Origin of the sequence: Ramlibacter sp., assembly GCF_036676645.1 — a bacterium.
Lineage (GTDB): Bacteria > Pseudomonadota > Gammaproteobacteria > Burkholderiales > Burkholderiaceae_C > Ramlibacter.
Genome location: NZ_JAKFCM010000013.1, coordinates 1 through 18,119 on the forward strand (window position 1 = coordinate 1; position 18,119 = coordinate 18,119).

The window sequence follows — 18,119 nt, forward strand, 5'->3', positions numbered from 1 at the left end:
GGCACGCGCAGCTCGGCGATACCGGCCATCAACCGCGGGATCTCGCTGCGCACCCAGTCGATCTCGTCCTGCGGCACCTCGAACACCAGTTCGTCGTGCACCTGCAGGATCATCTTCGTGCGCTTGCCATCCCGGTCCAGCACCTCCTGCACCTTCACCATCGACATCTTGATCAGGTCGGCCGCGGTGCCCTGCATGGGCGCGTTGATGGCGGCGCGCTCGGCGCCGGCGCGGCGCGGGCCGTTGGGTGAGTTGATCTCGGGCAGGTACAGGCGCCGGCCGAACACCGTCTCGACGTAGCCGCGGCTCTTGGCCGACAGTCGCGTTTCGTCCATGTACTGCTTGACGCCCGGGTAGCGCTGGAAATAGCGGTCGATGTAGGCGGCCGCCGCCTTGGTCTCGATGCCCAGGTTGCGCGCCAGCCCGAAGCTGCTCATGCCGTAGATCAGGCCGAAGTTGATCACCTTGGCATAGCGGCGCTGCTCGCTGGACACATCCTCCGGCGCCAGACCGAACACTTCCGCCGCGGTGGCGCGGTGCACGTCCATGTTCTCGCGGAAGGCGCGCAGCAGCGCGGCGTCCTCGCTGATGTGGGCCATGATGCGCAGCTCGATCTGGCTGTAGTCGGCGCTGGCGATCACGTGGCCGGGCGCGGCGATGAAGGCCTCGCGGATGCGCCGGCCCTCGGTGGTGCGGATCGGGATGTTCTGCAGGTTGGGGTCGTTGCTCGACAGCCGGCCGGTCACGGCCACCGCCTGCGCGTAGTGCGTGTGCACGCGCCCGGTGCGCGGGTGCACCATCAGCGGCAGCTTGTCGACGTAGGTTCCCTTCAGCTTCGACAGGCCGCGGTGCTCCAGGATCTTGGCCGGCAGCGGGTAGTCCTCGGCCAGCTTCTCCAGCACCTCCTCGTCGGTGCTGGGGGCACCGCTGGCGGTCTTCTTCAGCACCGGCAGGCCCTGCTTGTTGAACAGGATCTCGCAGATCTGCTTGGGGCTGCCCAGGTTGAAGGGCTGGCCGGCCAGGTCGTGCGCCTCCTGTTCCAGCCGCAGGATGCGCTGGCCCAGCTCATTGCCCTGGCGTGCCAGCTCCTGGCTGTCGATCAGCACGCCGTTGCGCTCGATGCGGTACAGCGTCTCGCTGCTTTGCATCTCCAGTTCGTAGATGAAGCGCAGCTTCGAGTCGCGCTCCAGCTTGGGCCACAGCGCCAGGTGCACATCGAGGGTCTGGTCGGAGTCTTCGCAGGAATATTCGGCGGCCTTCTCGATCGACACCTGCTGGAACGGGATCTGGTGCTTGCCGTTGCCGGCGATGGTCTCGTAGTCGATGCCGCTGCGCCCCAGGTGGCGCTCGGCCAGGCTGGCCAGTCCATGCGGCTTGTGCACTTCCAGCACGTAGCTTTGCAGCATGGTGTCGTGCGCGTACCCGTGCACTTCGATGCCGTGGTTGGCGAAGACGTGGCGGTCGTACTTGATGTGCTGGCCCAGCTTGGCGCGGCCGGGGTTCTCCAGCCAGGGCTTCAGGCGGGCCAGCACCTCCTCGCGCGGCAACTGCTCCGGCGCGCCCGCGTAGCTGTGCGCCAGCGGGATGTAGGCGGCGATGCCCGGCGCGGTGGAGAACGACAGGCCGATGATCTCGGCCTTCATCTCGTCGAGCGAATTGGTCTCGGTGTCGATCGCCACCAGCTCCGTCGCCTCCAGCTGAGCGATCAGCGCATCGAGCTGCTGCCAGGCGAGCACGGTTTCGTACTGCAGGTTGCTCGCCTGCGACAGGCCGGACAGGTCGGGCTCCTGGAACAGCGTGCCGGGCGGCGGCGCCTCCGCGCGGCCCTTGTGCTCCTTGATCTGCTCGGGCGGCACGTCGTGCGTCTCGAGCTGCTTGGCCAGGCCCTTGAAGCCGTACTGCTCGTAGAAGGCCTTGAGCCGTTCGGTGTCCTGGCCGTTGATGACGATGTCGTCCAGCGAAGGAATGCCGGGGATGTGTTCGGCGAGCGCGCAATCCTTCTTGATCGTCAGCAGCTCGCGCCCCCTGGGCAGCCAGTCCAGCGCCTTGCGCAGGTTCTCGCCGACCGCGCCCTTGACCTCGTGCGCGCGCGCGATCAGCCCGTCGAGCGAGCCGTACTCCTGCAGCAGCTTGACGGCCGTCTTGGGTCCGACCTTCTCGACGCCCGGCACGTTGTCCACCGAGTCGCCCACCAGCGCCTGGTAGTCCACCATCAGCCGCGGCGGCACGCCGAACTCGGCCTCCACGCCGGCCAGGTCGCGCACCTTGTCGTTCATGGTGTCGATCACCGTGACCTGCTCGTCCACCAGCTGGCTCAGGTCCTTGTCGCCGGAGGAGATCACGGTGCGGATGCCGCGCTCGCTGGCCAGGCAGGCCAGCGTGCCGATCACGTCGTCCGCCTCCACGCCGGGCACGTGCAGCACCTTCCAGCCGAGCAGGCGCACCACCTCGTGGATGGGCGGGATCTGCGCGCGCAGGTCGTCCGGCATCGGCGAGCGGTTGGCCTTGTATTCGGGATACAGGTCGTCGCGGAAGGTCTTGCCCGGCGCGTCGAACACGCAGGCCGCGTAGTCGGCCCGCACGTCCTTGCGCAGCTTCTGCATCATGTTGATCATCCCGCGGATCGCGCCGGTGGCCGGGCTGGTGGGATCGCCGGGCACCGCCCGCAGGTCGGGCATGGCGTGGTAGGCGCGGTACAGGTAGCTGGAGCCGTCCACCAGCAGCAGGGTCTTGGGGGTGGCGGTGTCGGCGGCGTCGGTCATGGTGGGGATTGTGCAGCGCCTACAATCCAGCGATGTCCCGCGCCATCGCCGCCGCCCCCCTCCTGCTGCTCTCGTGCGCGGCCTTCGCGCAGGCTCCGGCCGCCGCGCCGCAGGAACAGCAGCCGCTGGAAGGCCGCCGCAACCAGCGCGTCGAGCGCCTGGTGCACGAGGACGCCGGCTCCCGCATCGAGGAACTGCGCTATGCCGGCCAGGCCCAGAGCATCACGGTGCAGCCCAAGGTCGCCGAAGCCCCGGCCTACGAAGTGATGCCGGCGACGCCCTCGCGCGACCGCGTCGCCGACGAGCGCCAGGGGTCCGCCGGCGGCGGCCAGCGCTTCTGGAACGTGTTCCGCTTCTGATCACCCATCGCCATGGCGGTCTTCACCGAGGTTCCGGAGGAGGAGGCGCGCAAGCTCGCGCAACGGCTGGGCCTGGGCGAGTTCGTCGCCCTGAGCGGCATCCAGGGCGGCATAGAGAACACCAATTACTTCCTGTCCACCGAGCAGGAGGGCCGGCGCCGCGAATGGGTGCTGACGCTGTTCGAGCGCCTGGGCTTCGAGCAGCTGCCGTTCTACCTGCACCTGATGAAGCACCTGGCGCACCGCGGGATCCCGGTGCCGGATCCGCAGGGCGACAGCGACGGCGACATCCTGCACAGGCTGTGCGGCAAGCCGGCGGCGGTGGTCGATCGCCTGCCGGGGCACAGCGAGCTGGCGCCGATCGCGGCCCACTGCGCCGCCGTCGGCGAGATGCTGGCTCGGCTGCACCTGGCCGGGCGCGATTTCGACCGCAGCCAGCCCAACCTGCGCGGGCTGGCCTGGTGGAACGAGACGGTGCCGGTGGTGCTGCCGTTCCTGCAACCGGAGCAAGCCACGCTGCTGGCCGGCGAACTGGCTTTCCAGAACCACGTCGCCGCTTCGCCGGCGTACGCCGCGCTGCCGCGGGGGCCGATCCACGCCGACCTGTTCCGCGACAACGTGCTGTTCGAGGGCGGCACGCTCACCGGCCTGTTCGACTTCTACTTCGCCGGGGTGGACAGCTGGCTGTTCGACCTTGCGGTGTGCCTGAACGACTGGTGCATCGACCTGCCCACCGGCGCGCACGACCCGGTGCGTGCCGATGCCTTCCTGCAGGCCTACCAGCGGGTCCGCCCACTGGAGGACGCCGAGCGCCGCCTGCTGCCCGCCATGCTGCGCGCCGGCGCGCTGCGCTTCTGGATCTCGCGGCTGTGGGACTTCCACCTGCCGCGCGAGGCGGCCCTGCTGCAGCCGCACGACCCCGCCCACTTCGAGCGCGTGCTGCGCGAGCGCGTCGCGCGGCCGCTCACGCCCTGAAGGGCCGTCCCCCGGTGGGGTGCGTTAAATTCGTCACGCCGCCTTCCCTGCTGTTCCCGAATGAAACTCAACGTCGTCCCGGCCCGCACCGGCCTGCTCTGGGTCCGGCTCGGCATCCGCACCTTCCTGCGGCAGCCGCTCGCCCTGGCGGGGCTGTTCTTCATGTACATGGCCGTGGTGCTGGTGGTCACCCAGATCCCGCTGGTGGGCATGGTGATCGGCGGCATCCTGGTGCCGGCCGCCACCTTGGGGCTGATGGCCGCCACGGCCGAAGCGGCCAGCGGGCGCTTTCCCATGCCCACGGTGCTGGTCAGCGCCTTCCGCGCCGGGCGCGAGCGCCTGCGCTCCATGCTGGTGCTGGGCGTGATCTACACCGTGGCTTCGGTTGCGGCGACCTCGCTGGGCTCGCTGCTCGCCGGCGGCGCGCCCGCCGCGGCGCCCGGTGCCACCCCCGAGCAGCCCCCGATCGATTCCGGCCTGCTTTTCACGCTGCTGCTGCACACGCCCCTGTTCCTGATGTTCTGGCACGCACCGGCGCTGGTGCACTGGCACGGCGTCACGCCGGCCAAGAGCCTGTTCTTCAGCGTGGTCGCCTGCTGGCGCAACCTGGGCGCGCTGCTGGTCTATGGCCTGGCGTGGATGGGCGTGTTCCTGCTGGTGGGCACCGTGCTGGGGCTGCTGGGCGTCATCGCCGGCGGCGCCAACCTGGCGCGCGCCGTGATGGTGCCCACCGCCCTGCTGATGGCCGCCATGTTCACCAGCTCGATCTGGTTCACCTTCCGCGACAGCTTCACGGGCGACGAACCCGCCTCGCCAGCTGGGGAGAAAGATCGGTCGTGACTGCCGGCGGCGATTGAAGCCGGGTCATGCATCTGCCGTGTCGAACACGCGCTCGCGTGTTCCGAGGGGCGGGAGATGGATCCCGGCTTTCGCCGGGATGACGAGGATGATGTCACCGTTACGGGCGATGTCCCGCCCCTCCCGGACGACGTCCGCCCCCTCCCGGACGATGTCCGCCCCCTCCCGAACGATATCCGCCCCCGGGGCGATGTCCGCCCCCGGGGGAATGTCCGTCCCGGATGAGGTCGGTCCGCGGATGAGCTCACCGTCCGCCGGCCGCCTGCAGCAGGCGCGCGATGTCCCCGAGCCCGCGCTGGCGCGCGTGCTGCAGCGGCGTGGCTGCGTGCCGGTCGGCAAGGTTCGGGTTCGCCCGGTGCGCGAGCAGCAGCCGCACGATCTCGACGTAGCGAGGTCCGCCGTCGCCCAGGATCACGGCTTCCAGCAATGCCGTCCAGCCCAGGTCGTTGACGTGGTCCACGTCGATGGCGGTGCCCAGCAGCAAGCGGACCGTGTCGACGTGGCCGCGGTGGCAGGCCGGGATCAGCGCCGTGCCGCCGTAGCGGTTGGTGCTGGCCAGGTCGGCGCCCGCCGCCAGCGCCGCCCGCACGATTTCGGTCAGGCCGTCGGCGCCGGCCAGCAGGAACACGCTGTCGCGCCGCTGGTCCTGCGCGTTGACGTCGGCCCCACGCGAAATCAGCAGCAACGCGCTTGCCACGTGGCCACCCTGGGTGGCGGCGAGCGCGGCGTTGCGGCCCGAAGCGTCGCGCGCGTTCACGGGCGCGCCGGCGTCCAGCAGGCGGCGCACCTCGCGGGTGTCGCCGCGCGCCGCAGCGGCGACGAGCGGCAGGGCGCTGCCGCCTTGCGCCTGCACCAGCGCGGGCAGCAGTCCGGTTGCCAGCAAGGTCCGTCGAAGCATGCAGTGATTGTGTTGCACGCCGCCTCCGTCAGGCTGACGAGGCGTCCTCCGACAGCCACGGATCAGCGCCGCCGCTGAAATCACCGCTGGACTGAGGAAAGGAGAGCGCCATGTCCCAGCAAGCCCTGATCCGGGGAGAGGTCTGCTTCCGCGCCGGCGACGGCATGCTGATGCCCATCCCGGACGGACCGGTCGACATCGAACTCGCCGACGACAGTGTCACGCTCGGCTGGCAGGAAGGCCGCGACGCCAGCTCGGCCGCAATCACTCGCGACGAGTTCGACCGCTACGTGCGGGAAGGCAAGATCCGCCTGGGTTGATCCCGGCGGGCGGCTGCGTGCACCGCCACGCAGCCGGCGCCGGAGGAGGTGCCGCGCCGGGCCGGCGCCTGCCTCAGCGCATGAACAGCTTGGAGAAGATGACGCCGACGGCAAAGGCGACGCCGATCGCGGCCAGCGGATTCGCGCGCACCTGCTCGCGCGTCATCTCGCCATATTCCTGCTGCCAACCCATCATGCGGTCGCTGCCCGAACTGAGGGTCTGCTCCAGCCGGTCGACCGCGTCATGGGCGCTCTGCGCCATCCGGTGGACCCGGCCGCTGTCGCTGCCCATGCCGCCCATGGCGCTGCCGCCCACGGAAGCGCTGCCGGCCGTGCCGGTCGTGTCCGTGGTAGTGCTGGTGGGAAAGGGTGAGGTGGAGGTTTCGCTGTTCATGGTGGTACTCCGTGGTGCAGGCCGAAGGAATTGCCGGCGTCGGCGGCAGGAAATCGCCGGCGGCGCCGGCGGTTCGTCGACTGTAGAAAGCCCAGCGTTGGCGGCCTGTCGTCCACCGGGTTGGGACCGGGTAGGACACCACTGACAGCCGCGCGGCGGGCGGCGCCGGTCGCCGCGCTTATGATGAGCCGCAGTTCCATGAGTGCATCGCAGACGCTCGCGCCCCAGGGCGCCATCACCGACGTCGCCGGCATCGAGGTCGGCCATTTCACCCACACGCGCCGGGCCACCGGCTGCACCGTGGTGCTGGCCCGCCAGGGCGCCGTGGCAGGCGTCGACGTGCGCGGCGCAGCCCCCGGCACGCGCGAGACCGACCTGCTCGCGCCCACCAACCTGGTCGACCGCGTGCACGCGGTCATGCTCTCGGGCGGCAGCGCCTGGGGGCTGGACGCGGCCGGCGGCGCCATGCGCTGGCTGGAGGAACAGGGCATCGGCCTGGGCGTCGGCCCGGCGGTGGTGCCCATCGTGCCGGCCGCCGTGCTGTTCGACCTCTACCTGGGCGACCTCTCCGTGCGGCCCGATGCGGCCGCCGGCCTTGCCGCCTGCACCGCCGCCTCGGCCCGGGCGCCCGAGGAGGGCAGCGTCGGCGCGGGCGCCGGCGCCCTGGTCGGCAAGATCTTCGGACTGGACCGCGCCATGAAGGGCGGCATCGGCACGGTGTCGGTGCGCGCGGCGGGCATCACGGTCGGCGCGATCGTGGCCTGCAACGCATTGGGCGACGTGGTGGACCCGGACACCGGTGCGCTGGTCGCGGGTGCGCGCAAGGACGATGGCCGCACGCTGATGGATTCGCGCCGCGCCCTGCTGGCCGGCCAGCCGCCCAAGCGGCTGATCCCGGGCGGCAACACCACCATCGGCGTGGTCGCCACCGATGCCGTGCTGACCAAGTCGCAGGCGGCGCGCCTGGCGACCGTGGGCCACGACGGCTTCGCGCGCGCCATCAACCCGGCGCACACGCTGCTGGATGGCGACACGCTGTTCGCGCTGGGCACGGGCGCTTCCGGCCGGGCGGCCGAGATGATGCTGTTGGCCACCATGGCCGCCGAGGCCGTGGCGCTGGCGACCGTGCGCGCCGTCCGCACCGCGCGCGGCATGACGGTGGACGGCGTGCGCGTGCCGGCGGCCGGCGAGTTGTAGTCGGGGCGGACCCCGACGGGCTCAGGGCGCCAGGCGGCGGCGTCGCGCTTGGCGGTGTCATGGCGGGCTTGACCCGCAATCCATCACCCGACGACCGAATACGGCAGTGCGATAGTCGCGGGCGGGTGATGGATCCCGGCTTGCACCGGGATGACATGGCGGATGGATGCTGACATGCGCAGGCATGCCTCCACGGGGACGCAGGCGCAGCGAAGCTGTCGCCTACTTGAGCGCCTTGAACCGAACCCGCTTCGGCTTGGCCCCCTCCTCGCCCAGGCGCTTCTTCTTGTCGGCCTCGTACTCCTGGTAGTTGCCGTCGAAGAACACCCACTGGCTGTCGCCCTCGGCGGCCAGGATGTGGGTGGCGATGCGGTCGAGGAACCAGCGATCGTGGCTGATCACCATGACGCTGCCGGCGAATTCGAGCAGCGCATCCTCCAGCGCCCGCAGCGTTTCCACGTCCAGGTCGTTGGACGGCTCGTCCAGCAGCAGCACGTTGGCGCCCTGCATCAGCGTCTTGGCCAGGTGCAGGCGGCCGCGCTCGCCGCCGGACAGCGTGCCCACCTTCTTCTGCTGGTCGCCGCCGTTGAAGTTGAAGCGGCCGCAGTAGGCCCGGCTGGCCATCTGGAACTTGCCGACGGTGATGATGTCCAGGCCGCCGGAGATGTCCTCCCAGACCGTCTTGTCGTTGGACAGTTCGTCGCGGCTCTGGTCGACGAAGGCCAGCTTCACGGTCTTGCCGATCTTCACGCTGCCCGAGTCCGGCTTCTCGCGCCCGGCAATCATCTTGAACAGCGTGGACTTGCCGGCGCCGTTGGGGCCGATGATGCCGACGATGGCGCCGGCCGGGACCTTGAAGCTCAGGTTGTCGATCAGCAGGCGGTCGCCGAAGGACTTGGAGACGTTCTCGAACTCGATCACCTCGGTGCCCAGGCGCTCGGCCACCGGGATGAAGATCTCGTTGGTCTCGTTGCGCTTCTGGTACTCGACGTCGGAAAGCTCCTCGAAGCGGGCCAGGCGCGCCTTGCTCTTGGCCTGGCGGCCCTTGGGGTTCTGGCGCGCCCACTCCAGTTCCTTCTTCATGGCCTTGGCACGGGCTTCCTCGCCCTTCTGCTCGGCCTCCAGGCGGGCTTCCTTCTGCTCCAGCCAGGTGCTGTAGTTGCCCTTCCAGGGGATGCCGCGGCCGCGGTCCAGTTCCAGGATCCACTCGGCGGCGTTGTCCAGGAAGTAGCGGTCGTGGGTGATGCCCACCACCGTGCCCGGGAAGCGCGCTAGGAACTGCTCCAGCCACTCCACCGACTCGGCGTCCAGGTGGTTGGTGGGCTCGTCCAGCAGCAGCATGTCGGGCTTGGACAGCAGCAGGCGGCACAGCGCCACGCGGCGCTTCTCGCCGCCCGACAGGTTCCTGATCACCGCGTCCCAGGGCGGCAGGCGCAGCGCGTCGGCCGCGATCTCGAGCTGGTGCTCGGTGTCGCTCTCCGCGCCGGCGGCGGCGATGATGGCCTCCAGCCTGGCCTGCTCCTCCGACAGCTGGTCGAAGTCGGCATCGGGTTCGGCGTAGGCAGCGTAGACCTCCTCCAGCCGCTGCTTGGCGGCATTGACCTCGCCCATGCCGCCTTCGACCGCCTCGCGCACGGTTTGCTCGGGGTCGAGCTGCGGTTCCTGCGGCAGGTAGCCGATCTTCAGGCCCGGCATCGGCGTGGCTTCGCCTTCGATCTCGGTGTCGATGCCGGCCATGATCTTGAGCAGCGTCGACTTGCCCGAGCCGTTGAGGCCGAGCACGCCGATCTTGGCGCCGGGGAAGAAGGACAGCGAGATGTCCTTCAGGATCTGCCGCTTCGGCGGCACGATCTTGCCGACGCGGTTCATGGTGTAGACGTACTGGGCCATTGGAGCTTGGTGGGAATGCCGGGCGAAACCGCGCATTATCCCCGTTGGGCATTGCCGCAGGGCGGGGTGCGACATTGCCGCCCGACGTGTCATTACCGGCTCGATCCAGGCCGAGTCAAGCGGGCATGTCTCAGGCCGAGTCATTGCGGGCTTGCTCCGGGTCGTGTCATTGCGGGCTGACCCGAGGCGTGTCATTGCGGGCTTGACCCGCAATCCATCGCCCGCATCCAATACTGCGCACGAACGTCGCCCGGGAGCTGGATCCCGGCTTTCGCCGGGATGACATGGAGCGTGGAGCGCCGGGTTCGACGAAACGAAAGGGGATCGACGAAAGGAGATCGACGAGAGGGATCGACGAGCCGCGGCCGGGAAACCACGGTTGGCCTTGGGCCGCGGAGCAAGCCGGAACGCCGGTGCCTTACTCCCCCCCGCCCTCCAGGCTGTTCTTCAGCGCCGCCTTGGCCACCTGGTCCAGCGCGTCGTCCACCACCGGGCGGTCGGCGACCACACGCAGCGAGCCCTGCGAACGCAGGCGCTCCAGCGTGCGCCGCGACATGGAGTGCGCGGTGCCGGCCAGCGAGGTGAACATGAACAGCGTGCCGTGCGGGCTGGCCCAGGTGAGTTGCACGCGCGTCCACTGGCCCTCGACCACCAGTTCGGCCCAGGTGCCGGTGCGCAGGTCGGCGGCGCCGGCGGGCACCGGCTCGTGCGGCAGGACGGGATCGTCGAACGGGATGCCGGCGGCGGCCAGCTCCTGCGGCAGCAGCGACTCGTCGCCCAGCCAGCCCGACTCCTGCACCTCGCTGTCGGCCAGCCAGGGCTCGCCCGCCTCCTCGGCGCCGGCGGGGCGCGGCTCCGACTCGAGCTCGGCGGCCCGCCGGCGCGCGTCTTCCTGCGCACCCTGCAGCACGGCTGCGTGCAACGCGCCCAGGCCGTCGAAGAAGTGCTCGCTCAGTTCCACGGGATACGCGATGCGCTGCAGGCCTTCGCGCAGCTTCGCCACCAGCGCCGGAACCATCTGCGCCAGCCGGTGCGCGCGGCGCCGCTGCGAGGTGGACTTCTGCACGCTCCAGATCAGGTCGTCGACCAGCGCCCGGTAGCCAAAGGGGTCGTCCGAGCCGTCGGTGCAGCTCAGCTGGGCCTCGGCCACCACCTGCGACCAGGAACCCTTGAGGAAATCGACGACGAACGGCGCGACCTCCAGCCCGTCGGCCGCCTGCGCGAACTCCGCGGCGAGCCGTTGGGCCAGCAGGTTGCGCTGCTCCGCGTGCTGCAGGGCGCGCGCGGCGTCCTCGCGCCGCTGCCGTACGGTCTGGTCCTGTTCGCCCCAGACGCCCTGCAGGTGCTCCAGCAGTTCGCCGAAGGTGTCGGCATCGACCACCTTGCTCTCGGCGAGCCAGCGCGAGGCGTACTTCACCGAATCGAGGAAGCGCTTCCAGCCCTCCTCGTCGGCGCTCTTGAACGCCAGGCTGCGCTGGGTCACGCGGTCGAGCAGCTGGCGCGCGGGGTGCGCCCGATCGCTGAAGAACCGGGAATCCTTCTGGGCCAGCTTCTGCACGGCCGGCTGCAGCACGCGAAGCTGCTCCTTGTAGCCGGGCAGCAGCCGCTCGTCCTTCGCCAGGGTCTCGAACATCAGGCGCAGCACTTCGTCGCCGAGCTGGTGGCCCAGCCGCAGGCCCGGAGCGGCCTCGTGGGCGGCCGCCGGCTGCGCGGACGCGGCGGGGGCGGGCTTGGGCCTTTGCTCCAGCCGCTTGACCAGCGCATCGACCTGCTTGAGCTCCTGCAGCAGCGCCATCGAAGCGGGCACGGTATGCAGGAATTCGGCCTTGCCCGCGGGCCCGTCGAAGTCGCCGGCCAGCAGCTTGCGCAGGCGATCCAGCGTGAGCAGGGTCTTGGCCATGCTGCCCGAGGCCTGGGCGCCCTGCGCGCCGCCGCCCTGCTGCAGCTTGCCCCCGACGGGCACCGCCGGCTCGACGCCCGAGGACAGCAGCCAGTCCGACAGCTCGCGGTACAGGCGCCGCAACTGGGCGCCGAGCAGGCCGGCCGACGGGGCGATCAGCGTCTCGCGCGCCTGCGCATCCGGCACGTGCTCGGCCAGCGTGCTCTGCAGCGCCCGCACGAACACTTCGGGGCGCAGCGGATTCAGCCCGGGCTGGATGGTGCGCCAGCCCAGCAAGGTGCTGACCAGCGCATCGACCGTCGGCAGCACGTCATCGACGGCGAACGAGACCTCCTGCTGGGCGCGCGCCACCTCGATGCTCTGGTCGAGCTCGTCGTCGCCGAACAGCTGCAGGTCCTCGTAGCGCAGCACCTCGGTCTGCCCCTGCTCCTTGCCGCCGCCCTCGCGCGCGATGCGCGTGAGTTCCTTCTCGTAGCAGGCCTGCACGGCCGCAGCCTGTGCTTCGAGCACGGCAATGGCCTGCTTGATGGCCGGCTGCTGGAACGCGGCCACGCTCTGCGGGCCGACCGGCGCCGCGCCGCGCACCAGGCCCTGCACCACCTCGGCCATCAACGGCTGGGCCTGCTCCAGCATGGTGCCGAGGCAGTCGTTGAGGGTGGGCTGCAGTGCCGTCGGATCGTCCGCGACACCGAACCGCCGGGGAAGCATCTTGGCCATGGTCGGGCTGATTATGGCCAGCCAACCCAGCTTTGCGAAGCATGCGACAATGGCGGCTCCCGCGTGAACAGCAGTCGCTTGCGCGGGCTCAGCGCTTCGCTGGGGAGTTGCCGGCCAACGCAGCCGCAGCCCTCCCGACCTCAACCCCATCTGCCTCTGACTGGCTCGGCGCCACGGCGCCGCACAGGCCGATACCCGCGCCACGGTGTGGCGCTCACGCTGTTCATGACATTCGACGAACTCAAACTGGCTCCCGCCATCCTCAAGGCCGTGCGCGAGCAGGGCTACGAAACCCCCACCCCCATCCAGGCCCAGGCCATCCCGGCCGTTCTCGAGGGCCACGACCTGCTCGCCGGCGCGCAGACCGGCACCGGCAAGACCGCCGCCTTCACCCTGCCGCTGCTGCACAAGCTCTCCAAGGGCCAGGGCAGGACCAACAAGTTCGGCAAGGACGGCATTGCGGCCCTGGTGCTCACGCCGACGCGCGAGCTCGCCGCCCAGGTGGAAGAGTCCGTGCGCACCTACGGCAAGCACCTCCCGCTGACCTCCACGGTCATCTTCGGCGGCGTCGGCATGAACCCGCAGATCGAGCGCATCAGGAGCGGCGTCGACATCCTCGTCGCGACGCCCGGTCGCCTGCTCGACCTGCAGCAGCAGGGCCACCTGGACCTGTCCACCGTCGAGATCCTCGTGCTGGACGAAGCCGACCGCATGCTGGACATGGGCTTCATCCACGACGTGAAGAAGGTGCTGGCGCTGCTGCCGAAGGACAAGCAGAGCCTGCTGTTCTCGGCCACCTTCAGCGATGAAATTCGTGACCTTGCAAACGCATTGTTACGCGACCCGCGTAGCATCCAGGTCACACCCCGCAACACCACGGTCCAGCGCATCACGCAGGTGGTGCACCCCGTGGGGCGCGCGAAGAAGAAGCAGCTGCTGGCCCACATCATCCAGGAGCACGACTGGAGCCAGGTGCTGGTCTTCACCCGCACCAAGTTCGGCGCCAACCACGTGGCCGAGTTCCTGAACAAGAACGGCGTCACCGCCATGGCCCTGCACGGCAACAAGAGCCAGGGCGCGCGCACCCAGGCGCTGGCCGGCTTCAAGAGCGGCGAGATCCGGGCGCTGGTGGCCACCGACATCGCGGCCCGCGGCATCGACATCGACGACCTGCCGCACGTGGTGAACTACGAGATCCCGAACGTGCCGGAGGACTACGTCCACCGCATCGGCCGCACCGGCCGGGCCGGCAAGGAAGGCCAGGCGGTCAGCCTGGTGTGCCTGGACGAGGAAGGCTTCATGCAGGAGATCGAGCGCTTCACCCGGCAGCAGATCCCCGCGCAGGTGATCGAAGGCTTCGGTCCCGAGGCGGACGAGCGCGCCGAGCCCATCGCCATGGGCCGCCAGACCCTCTGGGGCGGCGCCGGCAAGCCGCCCAGCCGTGAAGTGATGGCGGCGGCCGCCAAGGCCGCCCGCCAGGAGATGATGCAGCGCATCCGCGAGAACAGGGGCGAGCGCAAGGCGGCCGGCGGCGAAGCTCGCGCTGGAAACGGCGCAGCCCGCAACGGCGCCGGCGCCGGCGCCGGCCCGCGCAACGGCAGCGGCCAGCGCGGCCGCCCGGCGGGGCAGCCGCCCCAGCAGGCCCTGAACGGTCGCTCGCACAACGGCGGCGGGCAACAGCGCGCGCCGCAGCAGCCCCGGCCCGAGCGCGTGGCCCCGGATGCCGACGGCTTCGAGGAGCGCGAAGAACGCCTGCCGCGCAACGTCGATCCGCTGCGCACCAACCTGCCCAGCCGGCGCGACACCATCGGCGTGCGCCGCCCGGCCAACGGCAACGGCCAGCCCGATCCCATGCGCACCAGCATCGATGCCATGGGCGCCGGCAATCGCCGCGGCGGGGGTGGCGGCAACCGCAACCGCGGCGGCTCGCGCGGCTACGGGCGCTGACCCCTTGCCCTTGCTGTCCTGAGGGGGCTGCCCCGGGCCCATCGGAGGGCACTCGCTGCAGCGGCTGAGGCGCACAATGGGCGAATGCCCGCGTCCGCGCCGCCTGCCGCCCGCACCGCCCTGCTCGCCGGCGCCACCGGGCTGGTCGGCCGCGAGATCCTCGCGGGGCTGCTGGCCGATGCGAACGTGGGCCAGGTCCACACGATCGGGCGCCGCGAGTTGCCCGCGCGGCATCCGAAGCTTGCGCAGCAGGTGGTCGACTTCCGGGCCCTGCCTGTGCTGCCGTCCGTCGACGAGGTCTACCTGGCCCTCGGGACGACCATCAAGGTCGCGGGCAGCCGGGAGGCATTCCGTGCCGTGGACTTCGAAGCCAACCTCGCGGTGGCCCGTGCCGCGCGCCAGTCCGGCGCATCCCGCCTCGCCCTCGTGAGCGCCATGGGCGCCGACGCGAAGTCACCGATCTTCTACAACCGCGTGAAGGGCGACCTCGAGGCCGCGCTGGCCGGCCTCGGCTACGAAGCGCTGGTCATTGCGCGCCCCTCCTTCCTGGCGGGCGACCGCGAGTCGCTCGGGCAGCCGGTGCGCTCCGGCGAGACGCTGGCCTTGCGGGCCAGCACCGCGCTGCGGCCGCTGATCCCCGCCAACTACCGCTCGATCCTTGCGCGCGACGTGGCAGCCGCGCTGCTGCAGTCCTTGCCGCAGGCGCGCGGCACCACCGTGCTGCCGTCCGGCCGCATGCAGGGCGCTTCGCGCCGCTGACCCGCCTTCAGTCGCGCACGAACAGCGTCACCAGCGGTTCGTTGCCGACCTGCGCGCTGCGGTGGCCATGGACCGCCGGATCGAAGGTCGCTCCGGCGGGCAGCAGGTCGGCCGACCAGAAGTGCTCGCCGGCGCGGAACACGCGCGTGCTGCCGTCCTGCAGGCCGATCTCCATCGCGCCGGAGAGGACGAACAGCCACTGGGTGTGCGGCGAGCAGTGGAAGCTGCTGCGGAATCCGACGGGGCTGTGCCGAAGCTGGCAGCCGCTGGCCGGCAGCAGCGCCGACAGGCGCGCCTCCGGCTTGCCCTGGTCCAGCGCAACCCGTTCCTCGCGGAAGCGGGCGCGGCCGTCGCTGTCGGTGAAGAGGATGACCTTGGTGAAGTGCATGCAAGTGCCTCGGATTCCGGGGTGATCGCGCGGCAGGCGCGCGGACGGCGCATGGTAGCCCTGGCAACACCGACGTCCATATCCGCAGCGCATCGCTACGATGCCGACATGAACGCGCCTACCTCACCCGGCATCCGCTTCGGCCTGCAAGGCCGAGTCTGTATCGTCACCGGCGCCTCGCAAGGCATCGGCGAAGCCTGCGCGCGCCGCTTCGCGGCCGACGGGGCCCAGGTGGTGATCGCCGACATCGAGGACCCGCGCGGCCAGGCGCTGGCCGCCGGACTCGGCGGCCTGTTCGTGCACTGCGATGTCGGCGACAAGGCCCAGGTCGACGCCCTGGTGGCCGAGGTCATGCGCCGCCACGGGCACATCGACGTGCTGGTCAACAACGCCGGCATCTTCAAGGCCGCCGACTTCCTCGAGGTGAGCGAGGCCGATTTCGACGCGGTGCTGCGCGTCAACCTGAAGGGATCGTTCCTGGCCGGCCAGGCCGTGGCACGCGAGATGGCCAGGGCGGGCGGCGGCGCCATCGTCAACATGAGCTCGGTGAACGGCGTGCTCGCCATTCCCACCATTGCCAGTTACAACGTCAGCAAGGGCGGCATCAACCAGCTCACGCGCGTGATGGCGCTGGCGCTGGCCGACAAGGGCATCCGCGTCAACGCGGTCGCGCCCGGCACCATCGCCACCGAGCTGGCCGCCAAGGCGGTACTGACCAGCGAGGAGGCGAAGAACCGCATCATGAGCCGCACGCCCATGAGGCGCCTGGGCCAGCCCTCGGAGATCGCCGACGTGGTCGCCTGGCTGGCCAGCGACGCGGCAAGCTACGTCACGGGCGAGATCGTGGTGGTGGACGGAGGGCGGATGACGCTGAACTACACGGTGCCGGTGTGAGGGCGGACAGGGCGCTACGGGCTCGAGCCGCAGCTGTGTCATTGCGGGGTCGAGCCGCAGTTGTGTCATTGCGGGCTTGACCCGCAATCCATCTCCCGTCGCCTGGACAAGCACTGCACGTGATCGGGGTGCCGGGAGATGGATCCCGGCTTTCGCCGGGATGACATGCAAGGCGTGGACAAGCACTGCGCGTGGCCGGGCCCCGGAGCTGGATCCCGGCTTTCGCCGGGATGACATGCAAGGGAGGTGAATGCCTCAAGCGTTCATCACCGCCACCGCACGCGCATTGAGGTACGCGTCCAGCGCCTCCGGCCCGCCTTCGCTGCCGTAGCCGGAATCCTTGAGCCCGCCGAAAGGCATTTCGGCGGAGGGCATGGCCGGCATGTTGATCCACAGCATGCCGACCTCCACGCGCCGCGCCAGCAGGTCGGCGTTCTTCAGCGAGCGGGTGAAGGCGTAACCGGCCAGGCCATAGGGCAGGCGGTTGGACTCGGCGATCGCGTCCTCCAGCTTGTCGAACGCGCGGATCGCCGCCACCGGCCCGAACGGCTCGTCGTTGAAGACGCGGGCCTGCACCGGCACCTCGTCCAGGATGGTCGGCTGCCAGAAGTTGCCCGCATCGCCGATGCGCTCGCCGCCGGCCAGCACCTTGGCGCCCTTCTCCACCGCATCCTTCATGAACTCGGCCATCGCGGTGAGGCGGCGCGGATTCGCCAGCGGGCCCATCTGCGTGCCCTCGGCCAGGCCGTCGCCGACCTTCAGCCCTTGCGCGTGCCTGGCCAGCGCGGCGGCGAAGTCCTTGCGGATGCTCTCGTGCACCAGGAAGCGCGTGGGCGAGATGCAGACCTGCCCGGCATTGCGGAACTTGGCGCCGCCCGCGCACTTCACGGCCAGCGCGATGTCGGCGTCCTCGCACACGATCACCGGCGCGTGGCCGCCCAGCTCCATGGTCACGCGCTTCATGTGCTGGCCTGCCATCGCGGCCAGCTGCTTGCCCACCGGGGTGGAGCCGGTGAAGGTGATCTTGCGGATCACGGGGTGCGGGATCAGGTAGCTGGAGATCTCCGCCGGATTGCCGTACACCAGCCCCAGCACGCCCGGCGGGAGGCCGGCGTCCTGGAAGGCGCGGATCAGCTCGGCCGGGCCGGCCGGCGTTTCCTCCGGCGCCTTCACCAGCATGGAGCAGCCCGCGGCGAGCGCGGCGCTGACCTTGCGCACCACCTGGTTGATCGGGAAGTTCCAGGGTGTGAAGGCCGCCACCGGGCCGACCGGGTCCTTGATCACCATCTGGCGGATCGCCAGGTTGCCGCGCGAAGGCACGATGCGGCCGTAGACGCGAAAGCCCTCTTCGGCGAACCACTCGATGATGTCGGCGGCAGCCATCGCCTCGCCCTTGGCTTCCACCAGCGGCTTGCCCTGCTCCTGGGTGAGCAGGCGGCCGATCGACTCGGCGCGCTCGCGCATGAAGCCGGCGGCCTTGCGCATGATCTTGCTGCGCTCGGCGGCCGTCATGTCGCGCCAGGTCTCGAAGCCCTTCCGGGCCGCTTCCAGCGCCTTGTCCAGGTCGGCCTTGCCGGCATGGGCCACGCGGCCGATCTCCTTTCCGGTCGCCGGATTGAGGACTGCCAGGCTGCGGCCATCCGCGGCGTCCTGCCACTGGCCGTTGATGAAGAGCTGCGTGTTCGGGTAGGTCATGTCGCTCGTGGACTGGAGGTGGGAAAAACAGTGGATTGTCGGACATCCGACAGGCAGCCGGTCCCCGCACCTCGACCGCAAAAAAACAACCTCTGCGGCGAGCGCCGCGGCCCACAGGAGCGCGCCCCATGGATATAAACGCAGCGGGAGGGGCATTCACCCTTGC

Annotated in this window: 15 protein-coding genes; 8 read left to right on the forward strand and 7 right to left on the reverse strand. The window is 70.3% G+C overall.

Annotation, left to right across the window (positions count from 1 at the left end; translation table 11 throughout):
- Positions 1-2,762, reverse strand: a 2,762-nt coding sequence (gene polA / locus V6M57_RS01470) for a DNA polymerase I (RefSeq protein ID WP_332813204.1), incomplete at its 3' end; no start/stop codon positions are given.
- A 32-nt stretch (positions 2,763-2,794) separates the two neighbouring features.
- Between polA and V6M57_RS01475 the strand changes: the two genes are divergently transcribed.
- From V6M57_RS01475 to V6M57_RS01485, 3 genes are read left to right on the forward strand one after another with little or no spacing between them, the layout of a single operon-like run.
- Entirely contained in the window at positions 2,795-3,121 is a 327-nt protein-coding gene (locus V6M57_RS01475; protein WP_332813205.1) for a hypothetical protein, read from the forward strand.
- 12 nt (positions 3,122-3,133) lie between these two features.
- Entirely contained in the window at positions 3,134-4,096 is a 963-nt protein-coding gene (locus V6M57_RS01480) for a homoserine kinase (protein WP_332813206.1), read from the forward strand.
- Positions 4,097-4,156: 60 nt separating this feature from the next.
- Positions 4,157-4,936 carry a BPSS1780 family membrane protein gene (locus V6M57_RS01485; protein ID WP_332813207.1) on the forward strand — a complete coding sequence of 260 codons (780 nt, stop codon included), beginning with the start codon at positions 4,157-4,159 and terminating at the stop codon, positions 4,934-4,936.
- A gap of 262 nt (positions 4,937-5,198) precedes the next feature.
- Here the strand turns inward: V6M57_RS01485 and V6M57_RS01490 are convergent, their stop codons facing one another.
- Entirely contained in the window at positions 5,199-5,852 is a 654-nt protein-coding gene (locus V6M57_RS01490) for an ankyrin repeat domain-containing protein (protein WP_332813208.1), read from the reverse strand.
- A gap of 110 nt (positions 5,853-5,962) precedes the next feature.
- On the opposite strand from V6M57_RS01490, the gene V6M57_RS01495 reads away from it, so the two are divergent.
- The gene (locus V6M57_RS01495) at positions 5,963-6,172 is read left to right on the forward strand and encodes a hypothetical protein (RefSeq protein ID WP_332813209.1); all 210 of its coding nucleotides are present in this window, start codon (positions 5,963-5,965) and stop codon (positions 6,170-6,172) included.
- A 73-nt stretch (positions 6,173-6,245) separates the two neighbouring features.
- Here V6M57_RS01495 and V6M57_RS01500 read toward each other — a convergent pair whose 3' ends face one another.
- Positions 6,246-6,566 (reverse strand): hypothetical protein, encoded by a 321-nt coding sequence (locus V6M57_RS01500; RefSeq protein ID WP_332813210.1) that lies wholly within the window; start codon positions 6,564-6,566, stop codon positions 6,246-6,248.
- A gap of 198 nt (positions 6,567-6,764) precedes the next feature.
- Here V6M57_RS01500 and V6M57_RS01505 point away from each other — a divergent pair, with 198 nt between their 5' ends.
- Complete coding sequence (locus tag V6M57_RS01505; RefSeq protein ID WP_332813211.1) at positions 6,765-7,763, forward strand: P1 family peptidase; 999 nt, start codon at positions 6,765-6,767, stop codon at positions 7,761-7,763.
- A 222-nt stretch (positions 7,764-7,985) separates the two neighbouring features.
- Here the strand turns inward: V6M57_RS01505 and ettA are convergent, their stop codons facing one another.
- Together ettA and V6M57_RS01515 are read right to left on the reverse strand one after the other, a co-directional pair.
- Positions 7,986-9,653 carry an energy-dependent translational throttle protein EttA gene (gene ettA, locus V6M57_RS01510; protein ID WP_332813212.1) on the reverse strand — a complete coding sequence of 556 codons (1,668 nt, stop codon included), beginning with the start codon at positions 9,651-9,653 and terminating at the stop codon, positions 7,986-7,988.
- A gap of 418 nt (positions 9,654-10,071) precedes the next feature.
- Positions 10,072-12,270: a DUF1631 family protein gene (locus V6M57_RS01515; protein WP_332813213.1), complete on the reverse strand. Its 2,199-nt coding sequence runs from the start codon at positions 12,268-12,270 to the stop codon at positions 10,072-10,074.
- A gap of 225 nt (positions 12,271-12,495) precedes the next feature.
- Between V6M57_RS01515 and V6M57_RS01520 the strand changes: the two genes are divergently transcribed.
- Both V6M57_RS01520 and V6M57_RS01525 read left to right on the forward strand, forming a co-directional pair.
- Positions 12,496-14,217 carry a DEAD/DEAH box helicase gene (locus tag V6M57_RS01520; RefSeq protein ID WP_332813214.1) on the forward strand — a complete coding sequence of 574 codons (1,722 nt, stop codon included), beginning with the start codon at positions 12,496-12,498 and terminating at the stop codon, positions 14,215-14,217.
- A gap of 84 nt (positions 14,218-14,301) precedes the next feature.
- Positions 14,302-14,976: a nucleoside-diphosphate sugar epimerase gene (locus V6M57_RS01525; RefSeq protein WP_332813215.1), complete on the forward strand. Its 675-nt coding sequence runs from the start codon at positions 14,302-14,304 to the stop codon at positions 14,974-14,976.
- Between the two features lie 7 nt (positions 14,977-14,983).
- On the opposite strand, the gene V6M57_RS01530 is transcribed toward V6M57_RS01525, so the two are convergent.
- A complete protein-coding gene (locus V6M57_RS01530; RefSeq protein WP_332813216.1) occupies positions 14,984-15,364 on the reverse strand; it encodes a hypothetical protein in 381 nt (126 codons plus the stop codon).
- Positions 15,365-15,472: 108 nt separating this feature from the next.
- Here V6M57_RS01530 and V6M57_RS01535 point away from each other — a divergent pair, with 108 nt between their 5' ends.
- Positions 15,473-16,258 carry an SDR family NAD(P)-dependent oxidoreductase gene (locus V6M57_RS01535; RefSeq protein ID WP_332813217.1) on the forward strand — a complete coding sequence of 262 codons (786 nt, stop codon included), beginning with the start codon at positions 15,473-15,475 and terminating at the stop codon, positions 16,256-16,258.
- A gap of 255 nt (positions 16,259-16,513) precedes the next feature.
- Here V6M57_RS01535 and V6M57_RS01540 read toward each other — a convergent pair whose 3' ends face one another.
- Complete coding sequence (locus tag V6M57_RS01540; RefSeq protein ID WP_332813218.1) at positions 16,514-17,953, reverse strand: NAD-dependent succinate-semialdehyde dehydrogenase; 1,440 nt, start codon at positions 17,951-17,953, stop codon at positions 16,514-16,516.
- Between the last annotated feature and the right edge of the window lie 166 nt (positions 17,954-18,119).